At 71.9% G+C, this 19,816-nt stretch carries 18 protein-coding genes; 10 read left to right on the top strand and 8 right to left on the bottom strand.

The window, feature by feature from the left end; genetic code table 11:
- Positions 1-66 precede the first annotated feature (66 nt).
- A complete protein-coding gene (locus OG522_RS28240; RefSeq protein ID WP_443074846.1) occupies positions 67-1,398 on the top strand; it encodes a hypothetical protein in 1,332 nt (443 codons plus the stop codon).
- Positions 1,399-1,405: 7 nt separating this feature from the next.
- On the opposite strand, the gene OG522_RS28245 is transcribed toward OG522_RS28240, so the two are convergent.
- Positions 1,406-2,431, bottom strand: a complete 1,026-nt coding sequence (locus OG522_RS28245; protein WP_329465828.1) for a DUF7847 domain-containing protein — start codon at positions 2,429-2,431, stop codon at positions 1,406-1,408.
- 233 nt (positions 2,432-2,664) lie between these two features.
- On the opposite strand from OG522_RS28245, the gene OG522_RS28250 reads away from it, so the two are divergent.
- The gene (locus tag OG522_RS28250; RefSeq protein ID WP_329465829.1) at positions 2,665-3,201 is read left to right on the top strand and encodes a TetR/AcrR family transcriptional regulator; all 537 of its coding nucleotides are present in this window, start codon (positions 2,665-2,667) and stop codon (positions 3,199-3,201) included.
- A gap of 80 nt (positions 3,202-3,281) precedes the next feature.
- Positions 3,282-3,605 (top strand): DMT family transporter, encoded by a 324-nt coding sequence (locus OG522_RS28255; RefSeq protein WP_329465830.1) that lies wholly within the window; start codon positions 3,282-3,284, stop codon positions 3,603-3,605.
- A gap of 51 nt (positions 3,606-3,656) precedes the next feature.
- On the opposite strand, the gene OG522_RS28260 is transcribed toward OG522_RS28255, so the two are convergent.
- On the bottom strand, positions 3,657-3,881 hold the full coding sequence (locus OG522_RS28260) for a hypothetical protein (protein WP_329465831.1): 225 nt from the start codon (positions 3,879-3,881) through the stop codon (positions 3,657-3,659).
- Positions 3,882-4,022: 141 nt separating this feature from the next.
- Here OG522_RS28260 and OG522_RS28265 point away from each other — a divergent pair, with 141 nt between their 5' ends.
- Both OG522_RS28265 and dapD read left to right on the top strand, forming a co-directional pair.
- The gene (locus OG522_RS28265) at positions 4,023-4,745 is read left to right on the top strand and encodes a GntR family transcriptional regulator (RefSeq protein ID WP_329465832.1); all 723 of its coding nucleotides are present in this window, start codon (positions 4,023-4,025) and stop codon (positions 4,743-4,745) included.
- A 165-nt stretch (positions 4,746-4,910) separates the two neighbouring features.
- Entirely contained in the window at positions 4,911-5,906 is a 996-nt protein-coding gene (gene dapD, locus OG522_RS28270) for a 2,3,4,5-tetrahydropyridine-2,6-dicarboxylate N-succinyltransferase (RefSeq protein WP_329465833.1), read from the top strand.
- Positions 5,907-6,192: 286 nt separating this feature from the next.
- Here the strand turns inward: dapD and dapA are convergent, their stop codons facing one another.
- Complete coding sequence (gene dapA, locus OG522_RS28275; protein WP_329465834.1) at positions 6,193-7,077, bottom strand: 4-hydroxy-tetrahydrodipicolinate synthase; 885 nt, start codon at positions 7,075-7,077, stop codon at positions 6,193-6,195.
- An 85-nt stretch (positions 7,078-7,162) separates the two neighbouring features.
- Positions 7,163-8,713 (bottom strand): N,N-dimethylformamidase beta subunit family domain-containing protein, encoded by a 1,551-nt coding sequence (locus OG522_RS28280; RefSeq protein WP_329465835.1) that lies wholly within the window; start codon positions 8,711-8,713, stop codon positions 7,163-7,165.
- Between the two features lie 122 nt (positions 8,714-8,835).
- Here OG522_RS28280 and OG522_RS28285 point away from each other — a divergent pair, with 122 nt between their 5' ends.
- Entirely contained in the window at positions 8,836-9,570 is a 735-nt protein-coding gene (locus tag OG522_RS28285) for an SDR family NAD(P)-dependent oxidoreductase (protein WP_329465836.1), read from the top strand.
- A gap of 55 nt (positions 9,571-9,625) precedes the next feature.
- On the opposite strand, the gene OG522_RS28290 is transcribed toward OG522_RS28285, so the two are convergent.
- Positions 9,626-10,033 (bottom strand): PPOX class F420-dependent oxidoreductase, encoded by a 408-nt coding sequence (locus tag OG522_RS28290; protein WP_329465837.1) that lies wholly within the window; start codon positions 10,031-10,033, stop codon positions 9,626-9,628.
- 68 nt (positions 10,034-10,101) lie between these two features.
- On the opposite strand from OG522_RS28290, the gene OG522_RS28295 reads away from it, so the two are divergent.
- A complete protein-coding gene (locus OG522_RS28295; protein ID WP_329465838.1) occupies positions 10,102-10,542 on the top strand; it encodes a MarR family winged helix-turn-helix transcriptional regulator in 441 nt (146 codons plus the stop codon).
- A gap of 151 nt (positions 10,543-10,693) precedes the next feature.
- Here the strand turns inward: OG522_RS28295 and OG522_RS28300 are convergent, their stop codons facing one another.
- Positions 10,694-12,529 (bottom strand): endonuclease/exonuclease/phosphatase family protein, encoded by a 1,836-nt coding sequence (locus tag OG522_RS28300; RefSeq protein ID WP_329465839.1) that lies wholly within the window; start codon positions 12,527-12,529, stop codon positions 10,694-10,696.
- A gap of 291 nt (positions 12,530-12,820) precedes the next feature.
- On the opposite strand from OG522_RS28300, the gene OG522_RS28305 reads away from it, so the two are divergent.
- Positions 12,821-14,263 carry a hypothetical protein gene (locus tag OG522_RS28305; protein WP_329465840.1) on the top strand — a complete coding sequence of 481 codons (1,443 nt, stop codon included), beginning with the start codon at positions 12,821-12,823 and terminating at the stop codon, positions 14,261-14,263.
- A gap of 420 nt (positions 14,264-14,683) precedes the next feature.
- A complete protein-coding gene (locus OG522_RS28310; protein ID WP_329465841.1) occupies positions 14,684-16,261 on the top strand; it encodes a TROVE domain-containing protein in 1,578 nt (525 codons plus the stop codon).
- Positions 16,262-16,319: 58 nt separating this feature from the next.
- Here OG522_RS28310 and OG522_RS28315 read toward each other — a convergent pair whose 3' ends face one another.
- Positions 16,320-17,756 carry an MFS transporter gene (locus OG522_RS28315; RefSeq protein ID WP_329465842.1) on the bottom strand — a complete coding sequence of 479 codons (1,437 nt, stop codon included), beginning with the start codon at positions 17,754-17,756 and terminating at the stop codon, positions 16,320-16,322.
- A gap of 127 nt (positions 17,757-17,883) precedes the next feature.
- Here OG522_RS28315 and OG522_RS28320 point away from each other — a divergent pair, with 127 nt between their 5' ends.
- Positions 17,884-18,474 carry a TetR/AcrR family transcriptional regulator gene (locus OG522_RS28320; RefSeq protein WP_329465843.1) on the top strand — a complete coding sequence of 197 codons (591 nt, stop codon included), beginning with the start codon at positions 17,884-17,886 and terminating at the stop codon, positions 18,472-18,474.
- 52 nt (positions 18,475-18,526) lie between these two features.
- Here OG522_RS28320 and OG522_RS28325 read toward each other — a convergent pair whose 3' ends face one another.
- Positions 18,527-19,750 carry a beta-ketoacyl-[acyl-carrier-protein] synthase family protein gene (locus OG522_RS28325; protein WP_329465844.1) on the bottom strand — a complete coding sequence of 408 codons (1,224 nt, stop codon included), beginning with the start codon at positions 19,748-19,750 and terminating at the stop codon, positions 18,527-18,529.
- Positions 19,751-19,816 lie beyond the last annotated feature (66 nt).

Raw genomic sequence — 19,816 nt, forward strand, 5'->3', positions numbered from 1 at the left:
CCCGTGCCGCATCACGTACCGCTCCGCCGTGCCAGAACCCTCGCGGCCGCGTCCGGCGTTCTCACGCTGGCCGCCGTGGGACTGAACACCCCGGCAGACGCCGCGAGTTACGGGACGCCGACCATCTCCCTCTCGGCCTCCTACCTGTCGGGGGCCGTGGGAGCCACGGGCGACCCCCAGGTCACCGTCACCGTCGCGCAGAGCGGGGCCGACGTCTCGGCGCTCACCGTGGCCGCGTCCGCCAGCAGCAGGAGCGCGGTGGCCGGGACCGGGGACGTCGGCGTCAGCGGCACCGGCTCCACCCGTCGGCTGGCCGTGACCGCGCACACCAGCGGGTACACCGATCTGACCATCAAGGTCACCGGGCTCGGCGGCAAGACCGCCACCAGGACGCTGCACTTCGCGGCCTCGGCCGCCGTCCAGAAGGCCGCCGACACCCGCTACTTCACCGGGTCCAGTGACGCCTCCGCCGCCGTCGACGTGGGCGGCGGGTACGCCGTCGTCGCCGACGACGAGTCCAACACGCTGCGGCTCTACGACCGTTCGGCCTCCGGGGCGCCCGTGAAGACCTGGGACTTCAGCTCCCGGATCGGGGTGTCCAAGGAGATCGACATCGAGGCCGCGGCCCGGGTCGGCAACACGATCTACTGGACCGGCTCGCTCGGCAACAACAAGGACGGCGAGTACAAGGCCGACCGGAACACCGTGTTCACCACCACCGTCACCGGCTCGGGCGCGAGCACTCAGCTCACGCTCGGCGGCTCGTACCACAAGCTGCGGGACGACCTCGTCGCCTGGGACCACGCCAACGGGGACCGGTACGGCTTCGCGGCCGGCACCGCCGACGGTCAAGTGCCCAAGCAGATCGACGGGTTCAACGTGGAGGGCCTGGAGTTCGCGCCGGGCTCCGCGAGCACCGCGTACATCGGCTTCCGGGCGCCGCTGGTGCCGCCGGCGAACGGCGGCAAGGCGCTGATCGTGCCTGTCACCAACTTCGACAAGGTGGTCGTCGGCGGCGCCAAGCCGGTCTTCGGCGCCGCCATCCAGCTCGACCTCGGCGGGCTCAGCATCCGTGACATCCGCAAGAACGCCGCCGACCAGTACCTGATCGTCGCCGGTTCCTGGGCCGCGGACGACAACTCCGACCCGTACGCCGTCTATTCGTGGGACGGCGTCGCCGGTCACGCCCCCGTCAAGCGGGCCGACCTGCCGACCGGCGACCCGGGCGGCTGGGAAGCCGTGGTGGACGTGCCGGACCTCGGCCAGGCGGGCGCCCGCGCCCAGTTCATCACCGACGACGGCTCGGCCGACCTCTACGGCGACGGCACCGAGGCCAAGGACCTCACCCACCCGGAGTGGAAGAAGTCCCGGGCCACGTGGTTCACGGTGACCAACTGATCCGGCGCTACCAACCGCCCGTGGGCGGGGCTTCCGCCGACGGGACGCCGGCCGCCTCGGCCAGGGCGGCGGCCAGGTTCTCGCGGCGGATGCGCTGGTCGACGTAGAGCAGACCCGCGGCGAGCTGGGGCAGCGTGGTCGACAGGAACTGGCTGATCACCGTGCCGATCAGATACAGCACCGCGATGATGACGACGGCGCTGACCTTGCTGCCGGCCGAGTCGCCGGACAGGGCCAGCGGCATGGCCGCGAAGATCCCGCCGTAGGTGAAGGGCAGTTGGACGAAGTAGCCGATCACTGCGCTGATCATGCCGACGACGATCAGGATGCCGAAGGTGCGCCACCAGGCGTCCTTCACCAGGTGGGCCGAGCGGCGCAGCGCCTCGATGGGCCGCTGGTTCTCCAGGACCGCGGCCGCCGGCGCGAAACCGAAGCGCACCCACAGCCACATGCCGACCGGGACCAACGCGAGGAAGCCCAGGATGAACAGCACAAGCAGCGCGACCGGCGGGTGGTCGTGGTGGGAGGCGGCGAGGACCGTCGCCACCATCAGGCCCATGAACAGGAGCACCGCGCCCAGCATGGCCCCCCACTGGATCGCCAGCGTGCCGAGCACGGCCGGGAACCGGGACCAGGCCTTGCGCCACACCGCGCCGAAGGTGGTGCGTCGTCCGAGCACCGCCTCCTGGAGCACGGCCGGGGCCGCCGAGTACATCACCGCCATCGCCACGAGCCACATCGCCAGCGCCACGACGAAGACGACGACCGCGGCGATCACCACCGGCTGCACGTCGGAACGCGCCGGATCCACTCCGTAGTCCGGGTGGAAGATGGGGTCGAGATGGTCGTGCACCGTGGACACGGCGAGCGCGACCGCCCCGCCGACCACCAGCGCCGCGATCCCGTACGCCACGAGGGCCATGCCGAGCAGCTGCTTCCAGTGGCGGCCCAGGGCCGAGAAGGCGCCGCCGAGTACGTCGCCGAGGTTCAGCGGCCTCAGCGGTATCACGCCCGGCTTCGGTGGCGGCGGCATCCAGCCGCCGCCCCAGCCGGGTCCCCACCCGGGCGGGCCGGGCGGCGGTCCCGGAGGTCCGCCCGGGGCGCCGTAGCCCCACCCCATGTCCTGCGTCACTGAAACCTCGCACTTCCCGCACGTCGCCGTACGTCCCGTCCCCTGATCGATCGGCTTTACCGTAGCCGCGCGCGGCCTGCCGGTACGGTCGGGGGCATGCTCTGTGACCAGGCCGGAACGACCCGGGGCCGCTGATGGCCCGCCGTTACGACCCCGACCGGCGCCGGCGCATCATCGACGCCGCGATGCGGGTGGTCGCCGAGCGCGGCATCGCCGGTCTCAGCCACCGCAGCGCCGCCGCCGAGGCCGATGTGCCGCTGGGTTCCACCACGTATCACTTCAAGACACTCGACGAACTCCTCGTCGCCGCGCTGCGCCAGGCCAACGAGGGCTTCGCCGCGGCGGTCCGCGACTGTCCGCGCCTGGATGCCCCCGGCGCGGACCTGGCCGCCGAACTGGCCCGGCTGATGGGCGACTGGCTCACCGGCGACCGGGCCCGCGCCGAGCTGGAGTACGAGCTCTACCTCGCGGCCCTGCGCCGCCCCGCGCTGCGCCCGGTCGCCGCCGAGTGGACCGACTCGGTGGCCGAACTGCTCGCCCGGCACACCGATCCCGTCACCGCCCGCGGCCTGGTCGCCACGATGGACGGCATCTGCCTCCAGTCGCTCCTCACCGGCGGCGCGTACGACGAGGAGTACGCCCGCGATCTGCTCGGCAGGCTGCTGAGGTAGAGCGGCGGGGAGGGGCAGCGGCGACAAGTCGCGACCCGACGATATGTACGGGCGTACGCATCCTGGATATCCTGATCCGTATGCCCTATGTCCTGCTCGGCTGCGCCATCGGCTCGGAGATCATCGCCACGTCCGCGCTGAAGTACAGCGAGGGATTCACCCGGCTCTGGCCCTCGCTGGTCACCGCCGTCGGCTACCTGTTCGCCTTCTATCTGTTGTCGCTCACGCTCAAGTCCCTGTCCGTGGGCACCGCGTACGCGATCTGGTCCGGCGTCGGGACGGCCGTCATCGCCGCCGTGGGCATGGTCTTCATGGGGGAGGCGATGACGGCCGCGAAGCTCGCCGGAATCGCCCTCGTCATCGGGGGAGTGGTCCTGCTCAACGTCGGTAGCGCCGCGCACTGAGCTGTGGCTCGGGCGCCGTGACCGGATCCCCCGACTCGCCGCCGAAACCGGTCAGTTGGAGGGCGGGAGCGGCAGCTCCGTGCCGTGTTCCCGGCGCATGTGCCGCCTGATCCTTACCCGGGCGTCGACCTCGGCCGACTGATCGCGGTCCTGTACGGCTTGGCGGAGCTGGGCGGCGAGGTGGGAGCAGGGTCCGCACCCTTTTGTCCCCTGGATCGAAGCTGCGGCGGGCGGCATGGAGTAGTAACCGTTCCCCGGCGGTTGGCTCGCGAACATGGTGTTGTTGCTCCCCTCGTCCCCCCGACTCGTCTGTGTACTAGTTCAGTCTCTGGAGTGTTAGAAGCACTCCACAAGGGTGCTCAGTGCACTAGGGTGCCGAGCGTCAGACGTGCTCAACTCCCGTGAGGAGAACGGCAGATGCCCGGAGAGAAGACCTTCACGAAGATCGCTGACCACTTCCGCGAACGGATCATGTCCGGGGAGCTCCAGCCGGGGGCCAGGCTTCCGACCAACCGGGAGATCGCAGGCAGCTGGCAGACCGCTGCGGCCACGGTGTCGCGTGCGTTGCAGGCGCTCCAGGTGGAGGGATACATCAGGACCACCCCGCGTGGCACGTTCGTGGAGGACGACCCGGTGTGGACCCTGACGCCGAAGGACCGGCTGGAGCGTGTCCAGCGCGTCAAGAGCTTCCTCGCCGAGGGCGAGACGTCGCGTGTGACGGCGGCCGAACTCGTCAAACCGCCGCTGTACGTCGCGGACATCCTGGACCTTCAGGCCGGAGACCAGGCTGTCAGGCGGGAGTGGCTCGCCGGGCGCGGCAAGACCCGCACCGTGTTCGCCGTGACCTGGTACCCGGCACCGTTCGCCGCCCTGGTGCCGGATCTCCTCAACACCTCGCCCGGCCGGAACCACGGGCTCACCGCCAGGGTCCTGGAAGCCACGGGGCGCACGATCACGCACGCCCGCGACGACATGCACGCCCGTGAGGCCGACGCCCGCGAAGCGAGTGCCCTGGCCCTGCCGGTGGGCGCTCCAGTGCTGGCGGGCGCCCACCGCTGGTCCGACGACGAGGGGATCATCGAGTACGGGGAGTGGTGCCTGCCGCCGCGGTTCACGATCGGATACGAGTACACGCCCTGACCCCAGGGGCGCAGGGTCTGCGAAGCACCCCGTCATCGCGTCGGCGGCACGTCGCAGGTCAGGCGGACCGGCCGCGCGGGGCCCGGTGCGCCGGCCGGGGCGGACACGGGACCGGGAGGTGAGACCGGTTCGCCCCGGCAGGTCGTGGCCGGTTAGGTTTTGGGCATGACCGACACGACTGCTACTGCTACGACCGGCGCCGCGGCCGCCGGACTCGCCACCATCGCCGCCGACGGCACCATCCTGGACACCTGGTTCCCCGCTCCCGAGCTCGTGGCCGTCGCCGAGCCCGGCCCGGCCGGCACCGAGCGCCTGTCCGCCGAGCGCGCCGCCGAACTGCTGGGTGCCGCCGCGCTCAAGGCCGTCGGCCCGGACGAGCGCCGCGGGGTCGAGGTCGTCGCCGTCCGCACGGTCATCACCTCGCTCGATGACAAGCCCCTGGACACGCACGACATCTACCTGCGTCTGCACCTCCTCTCGCACCGGCTCGTCAAGCCGCACGGCCAGAACCTGGACGGCATGTTCGGGCTGCTCGCCAACGTCGCCTGGACCTCGCTCGGCCCGGTCGCCGTCGACTCCGTCGAGCAGGTGCGCCTGAACGCCCGCGCCGAGGGCCTGCACCTCCAGGTCACCTCGATCGACAAGTTCCCGCGCATGACGGACTACGTCGCGCCCAAGGGCGTACGCATCGCCGACGCCGACCGGGTGCGCCTGGGCGCGCACCTCGCCGAGGGCACCACGGTCATGCACGAGGGCTTCGTGAACTTCAACGCGGGCACGCTCGGCACGTCGATGGTCGAGGGCCGCATCTCGGCGGGTGTCGTCGTCGGCGACGGCTCCGACATCGGCGGCGGCGCCTCCACCATGGGCACGCTGTCCGGCGGCGGCAACGTCCGCATCATCATCGGCGAGCGGTGCCTAGTCGGCGCCGAGGCGGGCGTGGGCATCGCGCTCGGCGACGAGTGCGTCGTCGAAGCCGGGCTCTACGTCACGGCGGGTACGCGCGTGACGATGCCCGACGGCCAGATCGTCAAGGCCCGCGAGCTGTCCGGCGCGTCGAACATCCTGTTCCGCCGGAACTCGGTGACCGGCAAGGTCGAAGCGCGCCCGAACAACGCGGTGTGGGGCGGCCTGAACGAGATTCTGCACGCGCACAACTAGCCGGGGTCGTCCGGCAGCCGGGGTCGCCGGGGGCTCCGCCCCCGGACCCCCTGGGCGTTGGCTCACCCGCCCGCCCGTGCACGGGGTTGGATGGGCCGACCCCTGGGGCTGTGCCCCAGACCCCTGCGGTGGCTCCGCCCCTGCACCCCTCTCGGGGCAACCCCCTTCAGGGGCGCGGGGAACTGCGCGACCAGCCACGTACGGTCCGCAGCCGAACGGGAACGGCTGGGTGGCCGCACGGTTCGTCCGGCCGGTTTCGCCCACCTCAGAGGCGGGCGAAACCCCCTCACCCCCTCAGCAGCGCATCCCGGGCCGCCCGCAGGCGGGTCAGCTCGGCCGGGCTCGCCGGCTGCAAGGGTGCCCGCACCGCGAACCCCAGCAGGGCCTTCGCCGTCACTGTGCCCGGCAGCCCCGACGCCATCATCAACTCCGTGAGCGGCAGCGCCAGTTGGTTGCGGCGGGCCGCCTCGGCCGGGGTGCCGGCGTCATGCGCGTCCAGTACCGAACGCATCGCGCCCGGCGCCACGTTCGCCACCGTGCTCACGTAACCCGCCCCGCCCACCGCGTACAGCGGAAGGTTCAGCTCCTCGCACCCCGAGTAGTACGCCAGCGAGGTGCGGCCGATGACCTTGGTGGAGCCGAGCAGGTCGTACGAGCAGTCCTTCACCGCCACGATGCGCTCGTGCTCCGCGAGCCGGAGCATCGTGGCGGTCTCGATGCGGGTGCCCGTGCGGCCCGGGATGTCGTACAGCATCACCGGCAGGGCGGTGGCGTCGGCCACCGTGCGGAAGTGGGCCTCCACGGCATCCTGGGGCGGCCTGCTGTAGTACGGGGTCACCACCAACAGGCCGTCCGCGCCGGCCTGTTCGGCCGCGCGGGCCAGCGCCACGGTGTGCGCGGTCGACGCGCTGCCGACGCCCGCCACGACCGCGGCGCGGTCGCCGACCGCCTCCACCACGGCCCGCACCAGCGCGGTCTTCTCCTCGTCCGAGGTGGTCGGTGACTCCCCGGTGGTGCCGTTCAGGACCAGACCGTCGCACCCGTTGTCGACCAGGCGCGCGGCCAGCTCCCGCGCCGCCGCGAGGTCGAGCTCGTACGAGGCGGTGAACGGCGTGACCATGGCGCAGAGGGCGCGCCCGAATGGGCGGGCCGGGTGGCGTGATGTCGTCATACGCCAGTTTTGCCCGCCACGACGGTTAACGTCTACTTAGACTTCGTGGAGGGCTGTGGTAGCGCTGCTGAAGTGTCGATGTCTCCTACCAGAGGTTCCGCTTCGCCCAGGTCGGGTCACCCGCGTACGGATGGAAGGTGTCCAGGTTGTCCTTGGCCGGGTGGCTGCGTCCCGCGGGACCCGCCGCGAAGATCCGCAGCAGGTTCTCCGTGACCCGCGAGGTGAACTTCGCGGTCGTGGCGTCGATGCCGTGGCCGCCGTCCCCGATGGTCGACTGGACCCAGCGCATGGTGCCCGTGTTGAAGACGCCGGCACCCGAACTCACCGTGTAGTAAGCCGAGTTGGCGTACGAGTGGACCCCGCGGCAGGTCAGCGGCGAATGCGAGACGACCTCGATCGGCCGGGGTGTGCTCTCCTCGCCGTTGGCGCGGTCGTATTCCGTGCCGACCAGACCCGGGAACGCCGAGCCGTGCTTGACGCCGGTGCCCTCGAACAGCCAGTGGCCGGGCGAGGTGACCACATAGTCGGCGGTGGTCGGGTTGGACTCGTACAACGTGCCGGTCAGGGAGTTCTCCGGCTGGGCGTGCGGGGGCTCGCGGAAGTTGGTGGTCGGCGGCTCGCCCTCGCGGCGGCCGGGGTCCTTGGCCCAGTCGTTCTTGTAGCAGACGATCAGCCGGTGGTCGCCGAGGCCGGTCTTCTCCAGGCGGATGCGGCGGAAGCAGGCGTTCGCGCCGAGGAAGGCGATGTTGGTTCCCCGGTCGCGGACCGCGGTGACCCGCTCGCGCATGGACTGCGTCCAGTACTCGTCATGTCCGAGCGACAGCACGGCAGTCGCGCCGTCCAGGAGTCGCGCGTCGCGCTCGATGTCCATGGTGGTGACGTAGGCGGGCGCCAGGCCCATCTTCTCGGCGAGCGCCACGACGGGCTGCTCGTAGGTGAGGAACAGGCCGTCGCCGTCGCGATGGTAGGGGCGGTCGCAGCTCACCGCGCGCGAGCGGTCCGCGTCGTCGCCGGTCGGCCCGTTGTAGAGGCTGTAGCCGCCCCATTCGTTGTACGCCTGCCAGGTCGCGACCGCGTTGACGATCACCACCCGGCCCTTGGTGGTGGCCGACCTGACGGTGACCGGGACGTAGCGCTGGCCGCCGCTGTCGGCGGTGAGCCGGACGAGGTAGGAGCCCTCGGGCCAGTCCTTGGTGGGGACCTCGGTGCTCGCCGGCCAGTCGGCGGTCACCGTGTACGTCCCCGGCTCCACCTTGGCGGCGGGCTGGCGGACGCCCTTGACGGGGCCCGACTCCCACACCTTGCGGGCCAGCGCACCTGCGTACCAGCCCATCCGGAACGCCTCGGCGCGGAAGGTCTTCGCGGTGGTGTGCACATGCAGCCGGAACGCTTCGCCGGGCGCGACGCTCGTACGGTCCGCGTACCCCTCGACCTCGTGCTCGGCGCCGCGCCCCTTCAGCCGCCAGCCGGCGTCACCGGGCCGGTCGTTCTCCTTCGCGGGCGGCTTCGAGGCGCCGCCTTCCGAGGGCCCGTCCTTGCCGGGGCCCTCGCCGGACGAGCACCCCGCCGCCCCCGCGGCGGCGACGGCTCCCGCCGCGCCGAGGAAGGCCCTGCGACTGAAGGCCGCGCGGTCCATCGCACAACTCCGCTCTGCTGATCGGTCCCTGACAGGCCCAGTGTGCGGGAGCAGGCCGCGGCGCGCGCTGTGGCATGATCGGTGGCGGGCGCGGCTGAACACCGCATGTGGGGAACAGCAGTATGAGCGAAGCACGGGTCGCCCTGGTGACCGGGTCCTCGTCGGGCATCGGCGCCGCGACCGCCCGCCGACTGGCCGAGTCCGGCGTCCGGGTCGTGATCAACTCGCGGTCGCGGGAAGCGGGCGAGAAGCTGGCCGCCGAACTGCCCGGCGCCGTTCACATCCAGGCGGACATCTCGGTGGACGGTGAGGCCGAACGGCTGGTGGGCGCCGTCATCGAGGCCTGCGGACGGCTCGACATCCTGGTCAACAGCGCCGGCACCACCCGGTTCATCCCGCACGACGACCTCGCCGCCGCGAGCCCCGAGGTGTGGCGGGACATCTTCGACGTCAATGTGCTCGGCGTCTGGCAGACCATCACGGCGGCCGCCCCGCACCTGAAGGCGAGCGGTGCGGGCGCCGTGGTCAACGTGTCGTCGCAGGCGGGCATCCGCCCGAACGGCAGCTCCATCCCGTACGCCGTCTCGAAGGCGGCCGTCAACCACCTGACGCGGCTGCTCGCCAAGACGCTCGGACCGGAGATCCGCGTCAACGCGGTCGCCCCCGGCTTCATCGAGACGCCCTGGTACGAGGGTGTCGAGGGCTTCGCCGAGACCAAGCGGCACGTGGAGAGGGCGGTCCCGCTGAAGCGCACCGGCACCGCCGAGGACGTGGCCGAGGAGATCGTCCACCTGCTCAACGCCTCGTACATCACGGGCGACGTGGTGTTCGTGGACGGCGGCGGCAACCTCGTCTGAGCGGTCCCGGGGCTCGCCGCCGAACGCCCGCGGAGCGCCCGGCGGGCGCCGCGCGTCACTGCGAGGTGGTGCGCTCCGGGCGTACGACCAGGACGACCCGGCGCTCGGCGTCGCCGACCGGGGCCTCGTACTCCAGGCCGTACCGCTTGGCGAGGACGTCGAAGAACGCGCCCGAGGGGTCGGGCTCAATGCGCTCGACGGTGCCGCGCACCTCCAGGTAGCGGTAGGGCTGTTCCGGATCGTTGACCGACAGGGACACCTTGGGATCGGCCGTCACGTTCTTGCACTTGCGGCGGTCGGTGGTCGTGGTGAAGCGCAGGAACTCGCCGTCCCAGAGCTGCCAGACGGGGTTGACGTGCGGGATGCCGTTGGGGCCCTTGGTGGCGAGGTGCACGAAGAGGGGGCGGGTCAGCAGGTCGGCGTGGCTGGCCGGGATCACGGAGTCGTTCGAGCTCGTCGTCATGATCCCGAACGTTATCAATGTTTTGATGATGCACAAGGGTTTTATGTCAGCCCCGTATGCTCGGAGCCATGACCATGCCCGCCGAGGAGCGCCTCGGCCTCGACATCAAGCGCGCCGAGCAGGAGCTGATCGCGGCCAAGAGCGCGGCCGTCAAGGCGGCCGGCCTCACCGTGCCGCAGTACGCCGCGCTCTTCGCGCTGTCCGGTGCGCCGGGGATCTCGGCGGCCGCGCTGGCCCGCGCCTGTCTGGTCACCCCGCAGGCCATGAACGTCGTACTGAAGAACCTGGAGGAGCGCGGCCTGGTCGAGCGCAGCCCGCACCCCTGGCACCGCAACGTCCTGGAGACCCGCCTCACCGACCCGGGACGCGCGGCGCTGGCCGCCGCTGACGAGCGGGCGGTCGCCATCGAGCGGCGGATCGCACGCGAATTCACCGACGGGGAACGGGAGTTGCTGCGTTCACTGCTCGGCCGGGCCGTCGCCGCGATCAGGGACTGCGGGACCTCTTGACGTTGGGGGCGTCGCGCCACCTTGCGGCGCTGACCCTCACCCACCCCGCGTGGAAGCCCGGCGCGCTACCGCGCCCTGAAGGGGCGCGGGGGCTGCGACACCGTGCCGCTCCGCCGGGGAACGTCACCTCCGGCGGAGCGCTCGGCGGCCGCTACGGGCGGAAGCGGATGACCTGCGGGTCGTGGTCGCTGGTCTGGTTCGCGAACTCCGCGTTGATGTGCACGCTGTCGTAGGCGAAGCCCCGGATCGCGGGGCTGGTCAGGATCTGGTCGAGGACCTGGGTGTTGCCCTGGTAGACGTAGGAGTAGCGCTCCTTCTCCGGCAGGGTGCGGAACGCCGAGCGCAGCGCGCCGCCGTCCTCCAGCGCCTTGGTCGTGCCCGAGAAGTCGAAGTCGTTGATGTCCCCGATGGCCAGGACGTCCGCGTGCTTGTCGACCGCGAGCAGCTGCTTCACGAACGCGTTGACGGCGCGGGCCTGCTGGAGGCGCTTGTCCTCCGAGGAACGCGGCACCGGCTGGTGCTGCGAGACCAGGCTCTCGTCGCCTCCCTTCGACGCGAAGTGGTTGGCGATCACGAAGACCGTACGGCCCTTGAAGACGAACTCGCCCGCGAGCGGCTTGCGGCTGTCGGTCCAGGCCGGGTTGGCCGGGTCGACGCGGCCGGGGGACAGGGTGAGCGCGGGGTGGCCCTTGCTGCCGGTGACGCCGACGGCGGTCTTGTAGTCACCGCCGGGGCGGTCGGTGAAGGAGACCCGCGCGGGGTTGAAGAGGAAGCCCTGGCGGATGTTGCCGCCGGGCTCGCCGCCGTCCTTGTCGTTCTCGGGGTCGATCGAACGCCACTGGTAGGCCGGGCCGCCCGCCGCGGCGATCGCGTCCGTGAACTTCTTGACGGTCGCCGAGGCGTCCACGGTGCCGTCGGTCTTCGCGCCGTTGTTGTCCTGGATCTCCTCCAGGGCCACGATGTCCGGCGAGGCCAGGTTCGTCACCACGCCCTGCGCCAGCGCGTCGAACTTCGACTGCGGGTCGCTCGGGTCCAGGTTCTCCACGTTGTAGGTGGCGACCGCGAGCTCGCCCGTGCGCTGCTTGCGGGTGATCTCGCGCTTGAGCCCGTTGTCCTTGACGGTGCCGAGGGTGCGCGCGGCGATCGTGTAGCCGCCGAACTGGTTGAAGTCCAGGGGGCCTTCGGTGGTCCCCGTCAGCGCGTCGCCGACGTTCGCCGTCGGGAAGGGCTGCTGGGCGGCCGGCGTCAGGCTCTGGATCTGGAGACGGCCGGTGTTCTGGTCGTGGTACGAGGAGTAGAGCGAGCCGCCGCGAGGGGTCCGGTTCTCGTGCGGCTTCACCGTGACCCACAGCTCGGAGTACGGGTCCGTGGCGCCGACCACCCGCGAGGTGCCGATGCGGACGTTCATGCCCTCCAGGGACTCGTAGTAGTCCAGGGCGTACTTCTTGGGCTGGAGCGTGAGGCCGTTGATGCTGTTGCCGGCCGCCGGATCGCCGTTCGGCGTGTACCGGTCGGGAACCGAGCGGTCGGTGATCACGACCGGCGCGGGCAGCGCGTTGCCCGAGGAGACGACCGTGAGGGTCGGCTTGGAGATCTGGGTGAGGGACTGGTTGCCCGAGGCCAGGCCGCCCGGCACGTACTCGGTGACGGTGCCCGCGACGTTCACCGCGTCGCCCACCGTGACGGCCGGGTTCGACCCCGTGAAGACGAAGATGCCCTCGCTGGTGGCCGGGTTGGCGTCGGGCGCCGTGTCCTGGAACCAGAAGCCCTTCGAGGAGCCGTACGTACGCACACCGGTGACGACACCGGTCACGCCCGTGACCTGCTGGCCCGCCAGCGGCGATATCCGGGTGGTGCCCTGGATGTCGTGGATCTTCGCCGCGACGGGCGCGGCGGGGGCCGCCTGCGAGGAGGCGGCGCCGACCAGGCCGGCGGCGAGTGCGGCGGCGACCACGGCGGACACGGCGGCGGTTCTGGGAACGGGCATTCACGGACTCCGGAGGTGATGAGGGAGGAAGGTGCGGGCGGCGGTGCAGTGTTCTACGCGCGTCAATCTCTTGTCTGGGGTGGGGAGTTGTCAAGACTTGCCGGGTGGACGGAACCTGACGGATGGGTGAACCACCGGGTGCGCCGCGCGCCGGGCGCACCACGCGGCGCGGGTGCGCGCGACCGACGGGGCGGGACCCCGTCCGCAGCGTCTACGCTGGGTGCCGCTCAACCATCGCTGACCCAGCGCGACCAGAGCACCCCAGACCGTACGGCCGAGGAGTACCCCCAGATGTCCCCAGACCGCCCCACCCTGCCGCCGGTACGGCTGAACTCCGAGGCGGAGCTGGCGCGGGACGCGCTGTCCGCCCCGCTGCTCGCCCGCGCCGTACGGCTCGCCCGCTGGGCCGGGCCGCACACGCGGGTCGGGGCCGGCGGCGAGCTCGTCGAGGAGCAGCTGCCGGCGGCCGCCGACGAGCTCGGCCTCGGCGACGACCAGGACGGACCCGCGTACGCCAGCGAGGCCTGGCGGGTCGCGGTCGACACCGGCCTGGTCGAGGTCGAGGACGGCGGTGACGACGAAGAGACGGACGGCACCGCCTCGGTCGGCGAGAACCTCGGCGTGCTCACCTCCGGCTCGCCGCAGGACGTGCTCGCCATCTGGCTCGACGCCTTCGACGTGGTCTTCGCGGACGCCACCGCGCCGATGATCGACGACTTCGCCGATCTGGTCGGCGAGGACGGCGAGATCGACTTCGAGCGCCTGGAGTGGGACCCGGAGGAGGAGGCCGAGTTCCTGGAGGGCGTCCTCGGCAACCTGTACCTGCTGAGCGTGAGCGAGTCCGGCGCCCCCGAAGGGCCCGTGCCGCTGCCCGCCCTCGCCGCCTCGATGATCGTCCCGGACGACATGGGGGAGCCCACCGACGACATCCTGGAGCAGGTCTCCGACGCGATGATGCGGCTGGACGACCAGTTCCGGCTCCTGGAGCCGATCGGTCTGGTCGAGTACGAGCCCGTGGACGAGGCGTTGATGGCCGAGGAGGGCGACGAGCCCGCGCCGCCGGTGGACGACGAGGACGTCTCCCGGTACGGAATGGTCCGGCTGACGCCGCTCGGCCTCTACGGGGTGCGCGCCCGGATGCTGGACGCGGGCGTGGACGCGCCGGCCGTCGGCGATCTGGCCGACAAGGGCGCGGACGTCCTGCTCGACGGCATCGCCTACTTCCCCGAGCTCTCCGCCCGCGCCGAGACCGAGCAGTGGCTGGCCCGCCGCGAACCGGCCGAAGCGGCACGGGAGTTGCTCGCCGCGGCCCGGGGCGGCGACGCGGGCGGCCCGCTGCGCAGGCTGCACTGCCAGCAGGCCCTGGCTCTGACGGGCGCCTCCGCCGAACCGGCCGTGCGCGACGTGCTGCCCGACCCGGAACTGGGCGGCCTCGCCCGGGTCTGGCTCGCCGAGCGCGGCGCACCGGACGTGCCGCCGCCGTCCGAGACGATGATCTTCTGGCTGGCCATCGACACGATCGCCGCGCAGTTGGCGGTGGAGGGCGACCTGGAGGAGCTCCAGGAGCTCGTGGAGGGGCTGGTCGGCCAGCACAGCGGGTTCTTCGACGCGGCCTGGCGGGTGGAGCACCCCGCGACCGCGGACGTCCTGGAGGCGATGGGGCGGCTGCACCCGGACAAGTCCACGGCCAAGGAGGCCCGCAAGGCGGCTTTCAAGGCGCGTTCGCGCGCCTGAATTCCGCGCCGCGTTCAGGGGGTTGAACCCCGCGCCGCATTTCCGCGGTCGAACCGCGTCCGAATCCGGGCCGCCCGGAGGCCGTTGCCTCCGGGCGGCCTTTCGCTTGCCGCCGTCCGTCGTCGCCGCCCGGAAAACACTTGGCGTGCCGTCAGGCGCTCCCTCTATGGTCGTTCTCGTCCGGGTGCGCAGGCACGACCTACTTCCACTGTTAATGGGGAGGCCGCGGGTTCGAATCCCGCCGCCGGTGCTCGTACCGGTGTAGCTCAGAGGCAGAGCACCAACTCGTCGGTTTTGCCGCCCAGTTCTCCGGACACCCACACTTCATTCGTTTTTGTGCACCTCCCGGTGCGCAGGCCGCGGCTACTTCTTCGCAATGAAATCCGCCGTCGCCGAATTGATCTCGGGAGGCCATTCACCATGGCTCGGTTCAATCTGCGCGCCACCAGGAAGCGCCCCACGTCGCCGGTCGCGTCCACCGGCGTCGCCGCCCTCACCCACGAGGGCGGTGCGGGCCGGCTGCGGGACGCCAAGTCGGAACTCTTCGTGCTGGCCGTCGCCAACTTCGTCGCGCAGCGGACCTTTTACGAGACCGGCGCGGCCCGCGACGACCGGTTCGCGACGCTGGTCCGCAAGCTCGCCGTCGAGGACCCCGAGTGGACGGCGGGGCTGCTCGGCTGGCTGCGCGGCGAGGGCGGACTGCGTACCGCCTCGATCGTCGGCGCCGCCGAGTACGTCAAGGCCCGCCTGGACGCGGGCACTTCGGACGGCCCCGCCAACCGGCAGGTCGTCGCCTCGGTGCTGCTGCGCCCCGACGAGCCGGGCGAACTGCTCGGGTACTGGACCGCCACGTACGGCCGCGCCGTTCCCAAGCCCGTGAAGCGGGGCGTCGCCGATGCCGTACGCCGCCTCTACAACGCGCGGTCGCTGCTGAAGTACGACACCGCGTCGAAGGGTTACCGGTTCGGCGACATCCTCAACCTGGTGCACGCGGCGCCCGACCCGGCCAGGCCGTGGCAGGGCGAGTTGTTCCGGTACGCGCTCGACCGCCGCCACCACCCCGACACCGCGGTGCCGCCGGCCGGGGACCCGGTGCTGAGCGCGCACCGGGCGCTGATGGCCCTGCCCGTCGGGGAGCGCCGGGCCGTCGTGCTCGCTCCGGACGGAGCCGAGCGGCTCGCGGCGGCGGGGCTGACCTGGGAGGCACTCGCGGGCTGGCTCCAGGGACCGATGGACCGGGCGGCCTGGGAGGCGGTCATCCCGTCGATGGGCGCGATGGCGCTGGTGCGCAACCTGCGCAACTTCGACGAGGCGGGCGTCTCGGACGAGGTGGCGGCGCGGGTGGCCGCGAAGGTGTCCGACCCCGAAGCCGTCGCGAAATCACGGCAGTTCCCCTTCCGCTACCTCGCCGCGTACCGCCACGCGCCCTCGCTGCGCTGGGCGTACCCGCTGGAGCGTGCGCTGGGCCACTCGCTGGCCAACGTGCCCGCCCTCGGCGGCCGGACACTGGTCCTGGTCGACCGTTCGGGCTCGATGTGGTCGCCGCTCTCGGAGCGCTCCCGCCTCAACCGGGCGGACGCCGCCGCGATCTTCGGTACGGCGCTGGCGCTGCGGGCGGCCGACGCGGACCTCGTGCAGTTCGGCACGGGCAGCGCGCCGGTCACCCACCGGGCGGGCGAGTCAGTCCTGAAGGTCCTGGGCCGCTTCGGCGACCTCGGCGGTACGAACACGGCCGACGCGGTGCGGCGGCACTACCGGGGGCACGACCGCGTGCTGATCGTCACGGACGAACAGACGTCGTACGGCGGCGACCCGACCAGCCTTATTCCTGCCGAGGTCCCGGTGTACACGTGGAACCTCGCGGGCTACCGGGTCGGCCACGGCCCGTCGGGCGACGCGAACCGCCATGTGTTCGCGGGCCTGACGGACGCGGCGTTCCGCATGGTGCCGCTGCTGGAGGCGGGCCGGGACGCACGCTGGCCGTGGACGGCGCCCTGATGCTCCGGTCCGGAGCGGGGGCGCCCACGGCCGGGGCCGCCGACCCACCGGACAGCGCCTAGCGCCGCCCCCGGATCACCACCGCGGCCACCAGCACCGCGGCGAGCGCGATGCAGGCCCCCACGCCGAACGCGCTCGTCGCCCCCAGTGTCAGCAGCTCCGCCGGGCTGTCGGCCGAGTGCCGCGTGGCCGTTCCCGCGACCGTCACCAGGACCGACAGGCCCAATGTGCCGCCCAGCCACTGAAGCGTCTGGAGCAGTCCGGACGCGGCGCCGGCCTGCTCCGGGGTGACCCCGGTCAGGATCGCCGCATTGAGCGGCATGAAGCTCAGGCCCACCCCGGTGCCGAGCACCAGCATCGGACCGAGCAGCCCGGTGGCGTACGAGCCGGTGGGGCTGAGCCGGGTGAGCCAGAGGGCCGCGAGGGTGATCAGGGTCATCCCCGTGACGAGCACGGGCTTCGGGCCGTGGCGCTGGAGCAGTCCGGGCACGAACCGGAGCACGGTGAACATCGCGAAGGTCAGGGGCAGGAAGGAGATTCCCGCCCGCAACGGACCGTAGCCGAGCACGTGTTGCACGTACTGCGTGAGGAAGAAGAACGCGCCGAACATCCCGGCGGGCAGCAGCAGGATATCGAGATAGGCGCCCGCGCGGTTGCGGTCGGCGAAGAGCCTCAGCGGGGCGATGGGCTGACGGGCCCGTGATTCGACGTACACGAACAGCGCGAGGAGAACTCCGGCCGCGGCGAAGGAGAGTTGGGCGAGCGCATCGCTCCAGCCGCTTTCGGCGACGCGTACGAAGGCGTACACGAGGGCGGTCATTCCGGCGGTGCCGGTGACCGCTCCCGCCGCGTCGAAGTGGCCCGCGCGGCGCGGGGTTTCGCGGACGAAGCGGGGCAGCGCGACGGCGACCGCGGCGCCGATGGGCACATTGATCAGCAGGGCCCAGCGCCAGGACGCCCAGGCCGTGAGCGCGCCGCCGAGCACCAGACCGAGGGACGCGCCGATGGAGGCGACCGAGGTGTAGATGGAGAGGGCGTGGTTGCGGCGCGGGCCCTCCTCGAAGTTGGTGGTGATCAGGGCGAGGGTGCTGGGCGCGGTGAGCGCCGAGCCGACGCCCTGGAGCGCGCGGGCCGCGAGCAGCCAGCCGCCGTCGCCCGCGACTCCGCCGAGCAGGGAGGCGAGGGCGAAGACCGTGACGCCGACGGCGAGGGTTCGCCGGCGTCCCGCGATGTCACCGATCCGCCCGCCGAGCAGGAGTAATCCGCCGAAGGTGAGGGTGTAGGCGTTGAGCACCCAGGACAGCGCGGCTGGGCCGAAGTGCAGATCGCGCTGGATGTCGGGCAGGGCCACGTTGACGACGGTGGAGTCGACGCCGACCATCAGGTAGGCGGTGACGATCACGGCGAGTACGGCGCCGGGGCGTCCGGTCCGCGGCGCCCCGGCCGCGGTGCGGCGCGGGGGTGCGGTGGAAGGGGCGGCTGGCGTGGTCGACATGTTCAACTCCCGGTATGCGTGACCCGGTTGAACGCGGGCAGCACGAACCGCCCGCAAACCGGGGAGTGTCTCCGTTTGGTGTCAGGTAAGATACGGAGACAGTCCCCGGTTGGCAAGGAGTTCTGGAATGGCGCAGGTGGGAGCGGGTGCCGCGGCCAAGCCGATGCGGGCGGACGCCCGGCGCAACTACGAGGCCATCCTGAAAGAAGCCGCGATCGCCTTCGCGGAACGCGGTGAACAGGCCTCGCTCGACGACATCGCCAAGCGCGCGGGCGTCGGATCCGGCACGCTCTACCGGCACTTCCCGACCCGGCAGGACCTCCTCGAAGCCGTCTACGTCGAGAGCATCGAGGAAATCGCCGCCCGCGCCGACGAGTTGAGGGCAGGCCGGGATCCCGGCGAGGCGCTCAGCCTGTGGCTGCGCGAGCTCGCCGAGCAGATGATCCGCATCCGGGGGCTCAAGGCGCTGCTCGGCGCGGCCGTCACGGACGGCGGTTCGGCGGTCATGTCGGCGTGCAGCGACAAGCTCAAGACCGCCGCCGACCGACTCCTGTCCGCCGCCCAGGACGCGGGCGCGGTCCGCCGCGACCTCAAGCGCATCGAACTCCTGCGCCTCACGCACGCCCTCGCCACCGCCGCCGAACTGGCACACGGCGGCAGCGAGGACGTGGGCCGCTATCTGACCCTGCTGCTCGAAGGGATCAGGCCGCCGTCCTGAGAGCCCGCGTCCACGGCTCGGGCAGGGGCAGGACGCGGACTCCGAGGAGGGCTCAGGAGGATGCCTTGGCCAGCACCAGGCTCACGTTGTGCCCGCCGAACCCGAAGGAGTTGGCGAGCGCCGCATCCCAGGATCCCGTGCGGTTGCGGCCCGCGGCCACGTCGAGTTCGACCGCCGGGTCGAGGTTGTCCAGGTTGCGGGTTGCGGGCACGGTGCCGTCGCGCAGCGCGAGCAGCGCGGCGATCGCGCCAACCGCGCCGGAGGCGCCCAGCATGTGTCCGGTCATCGACTTGGTGGCCGTGACCACCGGATGCCTGCCGATCGCCAGGGCCACCGCCTGCGCCTCGGCGAGGTCGCCCGACGGAGTCGAGGTGGCGTGCGCGTGCACCACGCCGATGTCCGACGGGCCCAACCGGGCGTCCCGCAGCGCCGATTCGATCGCCCGCACCTGACCGGCCACGTCGGAAGCGGTGATGTGGTCCGCGCTGGAGGTGACGGCGGCGCCGGCCACCGAGCCGTACACCCGCGCCCGCCGCGCCCGCGCGAACTCGGCGCGCTCCAGCACGAGCAGGCCCGCGCCCTCGCCCATGACGAAACCGCTGCGGTCGGCGTCGAACGGCCGGGACACCGACTCCGGGTCCTTGTCCTGGGTCGACAGCGCCTTCATCTGCGCGAACGCGGCGATCGTGAACGGGTGCACACAGGCCTCGGTGCCGCCGGCCACCACGACGTCGGCCCGCCCGGCGCGGATCAGATCCAGCCCCATCGCGATCGCCTCGGCGCCGGACGCGCAGGCGCTGACCGGGGTCCGGGCGCCGCCCTGCGCGCCGAGTTCCATGGACACCCAGGCTGCGGGCCCGTTCGGCATCAGCATCGGCACGGCGTACGGAGAGAGCCGCCGGGCGCCGCTCTTCTCGAACGTGTCGTCCTGGCTCAGGGTCGTCAGGACGCCCCCGGTGCCGGTGCCGATCACCACCGCGAGCCGCTCGGGTGCAACCTCCGGGGCGCCCGAGTCCCGCCAGGCCTCGCGGGCGCTTATCATCGCGAGTTGTTCACACCGATCAAGCTTGCGTGCCTCGACCCGGGCGAGCAGCAAGCTTGGGTCCACCGGCAGCCCGGCGGCGACCCGGACCGGCAGCCCGGCCCCCCACTCCTCCTCGATCAGCCGGACCCCGGACGCTCCGTCCAGCATTCCTGCCCAGGTCGTAGCGGTATCCACGCCGAGCGGGGTGATCGCGCCGAGCCCGGTGACGACTACTTCTCCAAGATCACTCATGCCTCGACTGTGCCAGCGGGGGCGCTCCGCGGGGGATGGGGAGGGGGTAGCGATTTGTCCGGTGGG

Source organism: Streptomyces sp. NBC_01431, assembly GCF_036231355.1.
Taxonomy (GTDB): Bacteria; Actinomycetota; Actinomycetes; order Streptomycetales; family Streptomycetaceae; genus Streptomyces.

Excerpts from the sequence above, each read along its gene's own strand:
- OG522_RS28245 (WP_329465828.1), bottom strand. The coding sequence starts at position 2,431 with ATGCCGCCGCCACCGAAGCCGGGCGTGATACCGCTGAGGCCGCTGAAC.
- OG522_RS28250 (WP_329465829.1), top strand. The coding sequence starts at position 2,665 with ATGGCCCGCCGTTACGACCCCGACCGGCGCCGGCGCATCATCGACGCC.
- OG522_RS28255 (WP_329465830.1), top strand. The coding sequence starts at position 3,282 with ATGCCCTATGTCCTGCTCGGCTGCGCCATCGGCTCGGAGATCATCGCC.
- OG522_RS28260 (WP_329465831.1), bottom strand. The coding sequence starts at position 3,881 with ATGTTCGCGAGCCAACCGCCGGGGAACGGTTACTACTCCATGCCGCCC.
- OG522_RS28265 (WP_329465832.1), top strand. The coding sequence starts at position 4,023 with ATGCCCGGAGAGAAGACCTTCACGAAGATCGCTGACCACTTCCGCGAA.
- dapD (WP_329465833.1), top strand. The coding sequence starts at position 4,911 with ATGACCGACACGACTGCTACTGCTACGACCGGCGCCGCGGCCGCCGGA.
- dapA (WP_329465834.1), bottom strand. The coding sequence starts at position 7,077 with ATGACGACATCACGCCACCCGGCCCGCCCATTCGGGCGCGCCCTCTGC.
- OG522_RS28280 (WP_329465835.1), bottom strand. The coding sequence starts at position 8,713 with ATGGACCGCGCGGCCTTCAGTCGCAGGGCCTTCCTCGGCGCGGCGGGA.
- OG522_RS28285 (WP_329465836.1), top strand. The coding sequence starts at position 8,836 with ATGAGCGAAGCACGGGTCGCCCTGGTGACCGGGTCCTCGTCGGGCATC.
- OG522_RS28290 (WP_329465837.1), bottom strand. The coding sequence starts at position 10,033 with ATGACGACGAGCTCGAACGACTCCGTGATCCCGGCCAGCCACGCCGAC.
- OG522_RS28295 (WP_329465838.1), top strand. The coding sequence starts at position 10,102 with ATGACCATGCCCGCCGAGGAGCGCCTCGGCCTCGACATCAAGCGCGCC.
- OG522_RS28300 (WP_329465839.1), bottom strand. The coding sequence starts at position 12,529 with ATGCCCGTTCCCAGAACCGCCGCCGTGTCCGCCGTGGTCGCCGCCGCA.
- OG522_RS28305 (WP_329465840.1), top strand. The coding sequence starts at position 12,821 with ATGTCCCCAGACCGCCCCACCCTGCCGCCGGTACGGCTGAACTCCGAG.
- OG522_RS28310 (WP_329465841.1), top strand. The coding sequence starts at position 14,684 with ATGGCTCGGTTCAATCTGCGCGCCACCAGGAAGCGCCCCACGTCGCCG.
- OG522_RS28315 (WP_329465842.1), bottom strand. The coding sequence starts at position 17,756 with ATGTCGACCACGCCAGCCGCCCCTTCCACCGCACCCCCGCGCCGCACC.
- OG522_RS28320 (WP_329465843.1), top strand. The coding sequence starts at position 17,884 with ATGGCGCAGGTGGGAGCGGGTGCCGCGGCCAAGCCGATGCGGGCGGAC.
- OG522_RS28325 (WP_329465844.1), bottom strand. The coding sequence starts at position 19,750 with ATGAGTGATCTTGGAGAAGTAGTCGTCACCGGGCTCGGCGCGATCACC.